This window comes from Candidatus Methylomirabilota bacterium (assembly GCA_035260325.1).
Taxonomy (GTDB): Bacteria; Methylomirabilota; Methylomirabilia; order Rokubacteriales; family CSP1-6; genus AR19.
On sequence record DATFVL010000271.1, the window covers coordinates 1 to 6,237 of the forward strand.

Sequence of the window (6,237 nt, forward strand, 5' to 3'; positions counted from 1 at the left end):
CCTGCCGCTGGCCCAGAGCGTCTGGTACATCCCGACGGGGCTCGATCCATGGAACCAGCTCCTCGGCCGGGCGCCCGGCCACTACACGCGCCTCTACGAGATCGCGGTGAACCTGGAGCCGCCGAAGCCCGAGATGCACTGGCCAGACCAGGAGCCGCTCCGGGTCGACGGCCCACTCGGCGAGCGCCTGAACCACTGGCTCACCCTCGTCCAGCGCGGCGAGGTGCTGACGTCGTACCGGGTGTTCCTCGGGCTGATGGAGGACGCGCCGAGCCGCCGGCAGGTGCTGGCGCACCTCGCCTTCGCCGGGTTGATCGACGTGCAGGACCGGATGCTCCACAACCGCTCCTACACGACCGGCCACAAGTCGTACCGCGCCCGCGCCACGATCGAGCTCGGCGAGGCCCTCGGCTGGGACCGCGCGCACAGCGTGCTGTACGCAGGCGTGCCCGACATGGCCGTCGGACCCCGCTGGCACTCGACCTACGAGATGGGGTGCAACGCCGTCCAGAACCTGCTCGACGGCCGCGACCGGGAGCTCCTCGCCCAGGACGCGCCGCTGACTCCCGCCGAGGAGACGATGCTGATCGACGTGATCCTTCGCCAGCGGGAGCCCTCGGTCATCGAGGCGCTCGTGGGGCTCCTCAAGGCCGGGCGCGGGGCGCGCCGCATCCTCGACGCGATCCAGATCGCCTCGGCCCAGGTGATCCTCGAGACGGGGCACCCGAACAACTTCTCGATGGCGCAGCACGGCTACGAGTACTGCAACACGCTCCGCTGGTTCTACGACACGTTCGAGCACCCGCGGCGGCTTCCGCTCCTCTTCGTCGCGGCGTCGTTCATCAACCGGGCGTCCGAGCACCAGGCGAACACGCCGGACAACGGCCGGCGCGCGATCACGCCGCCGAAGGGTGCGGAGTCGCTCTCGCAGCGACAGCTGCTCGAGCGGCTGGAGGAGACGCTCCTCGCGCTTCGGGCCGACGAGGCCGTGGACCTGACCGCGGCGTATCTGAAGTCCGGGTTCGACCGCGCGCCCCTGGTCCAGACGCTGGCAACCGCCGCGTGCAAGCTCGGGAACGACCCTCACAACCAGGAGCTCGGGCTCTGCTTGCTGGAGGATTACCTCCACACCACGGCCACCGACCGCGACCGGCTGCTCCTGGCGAGCGCCAAGCACACCGCCGGGCACAGGAAGTACGGCGATCCCCTCGAGGCGTACCGCCGCTTCGCCGAGGCGTTCGACCTCGACTGTCGCTGACCCCGACGCCGCACCGTCCTACGTCGCCGGGCGCTGCTTGACCTCGGCGATCTTGCGGTCTCGATCGCTCGCCAGACGATCGCGGTCGTGCGTCACCTCGGCCTCGAGCTTCTGGACTTCCTCCCGGCTGGTGGCCTTGCGCAGCGCGTCCTGGTAGAGGATCTCGCGCTCGGCGAGCTTCGCCTGATAGTACTGGCGCGCGTCCGCGATGGCCGCCTTCTGCTCGTCGGTGAGCGGGCGCTCCTCGACTCCGGTCTCGCGGTCCTTCCGCCGGAGGCGTTCCATCGCCAGCTCGTATGCGGTCTTCGGGGCGTCACCGGGCATCGGCGTCGGCTCCTTTCGGCTCAGCGCTGGCGGTCGGCGCGCACGGCCTCGGTGCGCACCGGATACGGAAGCTCCTCCGGATCGACGACCACCTCGATGACCGTGGGGCGATCGGTGACCGCCAGCGCCTTCTCGAGGGCGCTCCGGATCTCCCCCGGACGCTCGACGCGCAGGCCGACAGCGCCGAAGCTCTCGGCGTACCGGTCGAAGGCGGGGTTGCCGAAGTCCGCGCCGACGTAGCGTCCACCGAAGAAGTGCTTCTGGTAGGCCTTCTCGATCCCCCAGCACCCGTTGTTGAAGACGAGGGTGACGAGCGGCACACGGCAGCGCACCGCGGTCTCGAGATCCTGCGACGTCATGAGGAAGCCCCCGTCGCCGGCGAGGCACACGACGGGCCGCTCGGGCGCCGCGAAGCGGGCGCCGAGCGCGGTGGGGAAGCCCGCGCCCACGCACCCCCAGTCGAGCGAGTCGAGGAGCGTGCGCGGCTCGTGGAAGTCGAGCATGTCGTGGGCCGGTCCGGCGCCCGCCGTCGAGTCGAACACGACGAGGGCATTCCGCGGCAGAATCTGGCGCAGCTCCCAGGCCACGCGTCGCGGCTTGATGGGCACGCGCTCGTCGCGTCCGTCGCGCTCGATGCGCTCCCGCCGCGCGGTGCGCTGAGCCTCCGCCCACCGCCGCCGCTCGCGCTCGTCGCGGGGCGCGCGTTCGCCGAGGGCGTCCGCGAGCTGGCGCAGCACGACGCCCGCGTCGCCGTGGAGGGCCTCGGCGGCCGGGTAGTAGCGGCCGAGCGCCTCCTCCTCGATCTCGATCTGGACGATTGCCGCGTCCTTCGGGATCAGCCGGTGGTCGAAGAACGTCGTGAAGTGGCCGAGCCGTGTGCCGGCGGCGAGGATCACGTCGGCGCGCTTCACCGCCTCCGCGGCCTCCGGCGAGCCCGCGCGCCCGACGGCGCCGAGGACGAGCGGATGGCTCGCGGGCACGGCGTCGTTGTGGCCGTAGCTCGTCACCACCGGGGCGGCGAGCCGGTCGGCCACGGCCAGGAGGTCTCCCGTGGCGCCGCTCCACACCACGCCGCCGCCGGCGATCACCACCGGACGCTCGGCCGCCGCGAGGCGGGCCGCCGCGCGCTCCACCGCCCGCGCGTCCGCGCCCGGGAGCGACGGCGCGGCGGGCGTCGGAGAGTTCCCGGCGGTCTCCACGCTCTCGTTCAGGAGGTCGCGCGGGAAGTTGAGGGCGACCGGGCCGCGGCGTCCGGCCATCGCGGTGCGGAACGCGAGGGTGACCAGGTCCGGGATGCGGGACGCGTGCGGGACGTCGATCGTGAGCTTCGTCACCGGCGCGAAGAGCGCCCTCTGGTCCAGCTCCTGGAAGACGCCGCGATAGACCTGGCCCTGCATCACGGCGCCGGCGAGCACGACGACCGGCGAGAAGCACGCCTTCGCGCAGGCCACCCCGGTGACGAGGTTCGTGGCGCCGGGCCCGTTGGTCGCGAGGCACACGCCTGGCCCGCCGCTGGCGCGCGCGTAGCCGTCGGCCGCATGGGCCGCGACCTGCTCGTGGCGGACGCCCACGTAGGTCAGGTCGGGAAGGCCGTACATCGCGTCGAGCACCTCGACGAGGCTCGAGCCGCAGATGCCGAACACGTGGCGCACGCCGTGGGCGCGCAGGGCCGCGACCACCGCCTCGCCGGCGCCGAGGGTCATCGCATGTCCTCCGGGTGCTCCGCCGCCGCGGACCGCGTCAGGCCAGCTCGGGGATCACCCACCGCGGCGCGCGGCCCGCCGCGACGCGCTGGATGTTGTCGAAGCCGTTGCGGAACCGCGCCGTCCAGTTCTCCCACGTCGGCCCCGCGGAGTGCGGCGTGAGCGTGACGTTCGGCAGCGCGAAGAGCGGGTGATTCGGCTTCGGGGGCTCCTCGACCAGCACGTCGAGCCCCGCCGCGGCGATCCGCCTCTCCGCCAGCGCGTGGTAGAGCGCGGTCTCGTCCACCACCGGCCCGCGGCAGGTGTTGACGAGGATCGCGGTCGGCTTCATCAGCGCGAACTCGCGCGCGGACAGGAGGTTGCGCGTGCTGTCGTCGAGGGGCACGTGCAGGCTCACAACGTCCGACGTGCGCAGGAGCTCGGCGAGGAGGACGAAGCGAACGCCGAGCGCGTCCTCCTGGTCCTCGGTGAGCCGCGCGATGTCGGTGTACTGGACGCGCATGTCGAACGCCGCCGCGCGCCGCGCCACCTTCTTGCCGATGTTGCCGAGGCCGACGATGCCGAGCGTCTTGCCCGCGAGCTCGTACACGCGCTCGTCGGCGAGGCCGCCGACCCGCCACTTGCCCGCGACGACGTCGTTGTGGAACCGGACGAGCCGCTTCAGCACCGCGAGCATGAGCATGAGCGTGTGCTCGGCCACGGCGATCGCGTTGGCGCCGCCGTTGTTGGCCACGGGCACGCCCGCCTTGCGCGCCGCCTCGACGTCCACGCGATCGTAGCCGGCGCTCAGAAGCTGGACCAGCTTGAGCTTCGGGGTCGCGCGGAAGAACTCGCCGCCCATCTGGCGGGCGAGGCCCAGGTAGTACTCGGCGTCCGCCGCCTCCTGGTAGAACGCGGGCGTTCCCGGGTCGGCGACGACGAGCTCGAAGCCGGGCGGCGTGAGCGACCGCGCGATGTCGAGGATCGCGTCGGGCTGGCTCGGGGCGAAGAGGATCTTGGTCGTCATGGAGGCTCCTGGGTCGGCGCTCACTGTTGGGCGAGCGGGATCGTCGCGGTCACGCAGGGCTTGCCGCCGAGGACGCGTGTCGTGTGGCCCTTGCCCGTCGTGTCCTCGACGAGCCGCGCGTCGCCGGGGCCGAAGACGTGCTTCGAGCCGTCCCCGAGGCCGATCTCGAGCTGACCGGCGAGGATGATGACGAACTGCCGGCGCGGCGCCGGATGCCAGTCGAGGAACCGGTCCGCGGGCCAGACGCTGAACGAGATCTGCGTCGCCGCGAGCCCCTTTGTCCACTCCGCCGTCCGCGCGACGTCGATCGTCTCGACGCGCGACTGCCCGTCACGGTCCGCGTAGAGCCTGAACGTTGCCATCGAGGCCTCCCCTTGCGCCGTCAGGATGAGCGGGATGCTAACACACGCGGGCGACCCCGACCCGCGCGGGCGGGACCGGGAGCCCGGGCACGCCGGCGCGGATCGATCCCTGGACTGTCGCCTGTGGGCCGAAGGCCTTGGGGGACCACGCGTCCAGCGCAGCCCTTGCATCCTCGACGCCGCTAAAGAAGATCGCAGCGATCGAGCCAACCTTTCGAGTTGCCCGCATGATGGCTAACGGCACAGACCTACGCAGGCCGCCGCGCGGTGGTCGGGGGAACGATGCCGTTCAGGCGAAGATAGACGACGAGCTGTCCGTGGTGATTGCGAATCTGATAGACCGGCCCCTGCCAGAACGTGAAGCGGGTCACCATGCGATTCCCGAAGGGAAATTGCACTTGCTCCAGCAGCTGGGCATCGGTCAGCGAGCCAAGCATCTCCTGTCCTGTCTGAAGCGTCTTCTTCAGCAGCGCGATGACTTCCGCCTTCGTCATGGCCGCGTGCGGGTGCCCTGACTCGCTCTTGATTCCCTTTGCCGTGTCGATGAAGCGTTGCGCGACGCCTGTGAGATGCACCAGCTGGTCGCGAAACGTCGAGATCTCCGGCGTCGGCTTGTACGCATACTTCTCCTCGGGCATCGCTTCGGCGACGTCGATGATGTCGGTCGCGGCCCGCTGCCAGACCGCCACGAGCTCCTTGACCAGGGTCGGCGGCGTGCCTTGCGCAAAGGCCGAAGACGCGGCGGCCGCGACGGTGGTCATGGCGCCGCAGAACAGCAGGCAAGCGTAGATGACGTTTTTCATGTTCGCCTCCCCCTCGATTCATCCGAAAACATTAACGGCAGCCCCCCACAACGCGGCTCGTGCGGCGGGCAGGGATCGACCCTCGCTTGGGTAAGCCCAGACGCCGTCCGACGGGCGATCCTGCCCCTGCGCCAGGGCCGTCGTCAAGGGCCGCGTGAGCCGTCATCGACACAGCCGCCGGTAGAGTGCTTCGTAGCTCGGCACGATGATCCCGGCGGAGAACCGTTCGCGCGCGCGAGCCTGCGCGGCCCGGCCGAGGGCGCCCCGGCGTGGTTCGTCGTGGATCAAGGCCTCGAGCGCGCTGGCAAGTGCGGCGACGTCGCCGAACGGAACCAGCAGGCCGCTCCGATTGTCCTCGACCACCTCCGGGATCCCACCGACGCGGCTCGACACGCTCGGGCAGCCGAAACACATGGCTTCGAGGATGCTCAGACAAAAACTCTCCGTTTCAGAGGTGAACAGCCCGACGTCGGCGACCTGAAGGTAGTCCTCGATGTCGTTGACCTTCTCGCGGACGATCACGCGGTCGGCCAGGCCGAGCCGCCGCACGTGTTCGGCGAACGGCGCGAACGGTTCCCCTGCGAGGATGAGGAGCTTGAAGGCCTCGCGCGGGCGGACGCGGGCGGCGGTCTCCAGCAAGAGATCGATGCGCTTCCCCGGGCGGAGATTGGAGGAGTGGAGAACGACGACTTCTCCCCGCAGGCCGAGCTCGCGGCGCACCTCCTCGCGCGAGCGCCGTGGCGGGCGCGGGGCGAAGAAATTGTGGATGACCTCGATCGAG

7 protein-coding genes are annotated in these 6,237 nt (G+C 70.9%); 1 reads left to right on the forward strand and 6 read right to left on the reverse strand.

Annotated elements, in window-relative coordinates; translation table 11 throughout:
* Positions 1-1,258 (forward strand): hypothetical protein (locus VKG64_17325; GenBank protein ID HKB26799.1); only part of this gene is annotated, 1,258 nt, incomplete at its 5' end.
* Between the two features lie 18 nt (positions 1,259-1,276).
* Here the strand turns inward: VKG64_17325 and VKG64_17330 are convergent.
* The 6 genes from VKG64_17330 to VKG64_17355 all read right to left on the reverse strand — a co-directional run.
* On the reverse strand, positions 1,277-1,582 hold the full coding sequence (locus tag VKG64_17330; protein ID HKB26800.1) for a hypothetical protein: 306 nt from the start codon (positions 1,580-1,582) through the stop codon (positions 1,277-1,279).
* A gap of 20 nt (positions 1,583-1,602) precedes the next feature.
* Positions 1,603-3,285, reverse strand: a complete 1,683-nt coding sequence (locus tag VKG64_17335; GenBank protein HKB26801.1) for a thiamine pyrophosphate-binding protein — start codon at positions 3,283-3,285, stop codon at positions 1,603-1,605.
* Positions 3,286-3,322: 37 nt separating this feature from the next.
* Positions 3,323-4,291: a 2-hydroxyacid dehydrogenase gene (locus tag VKG64_17340; protein ID HKB26802.1), complete on the reverse strand. Its 969-nt coding sequence runs from the start codon at positions 4,289-4,291 to the stop codon at positions 3,323-3,325.
* A 20-nt stretch (positions 4,292-4,311) separates the two neighbouring features.
* A complete protein-coding gene (locus tag VKG64_17345; protein HKB26803.1) occupies positions 4,312-4,653 on the reverse strand; it encodes a hypothetical protein in 342 nt (113 codons plus the stop codon).
* Positions 4,654-4,901: 248 nt separating this feature from the next.
* The gene (locus VKG64_17350) at positions 4,902-5,456 is read right to left on the reverse strand and encodes a DinB family protein (GenBank protein ID HKB26804.1); all 555 of its coding nucleotides are present in this window, start codon (positions 5,454-5,456) and stop codon (positions 4,902-4,904) included.
* A 162-nt stretch (positions 5,457-5,618) separates the two neighbouring features.
* On the reverse strand, positions 5,619-6,237 hold a 619-nt coding region (locus tag VKG64_17355), incomplete at its 5' end, for a glycosyltransferase (protein HKB26805.1).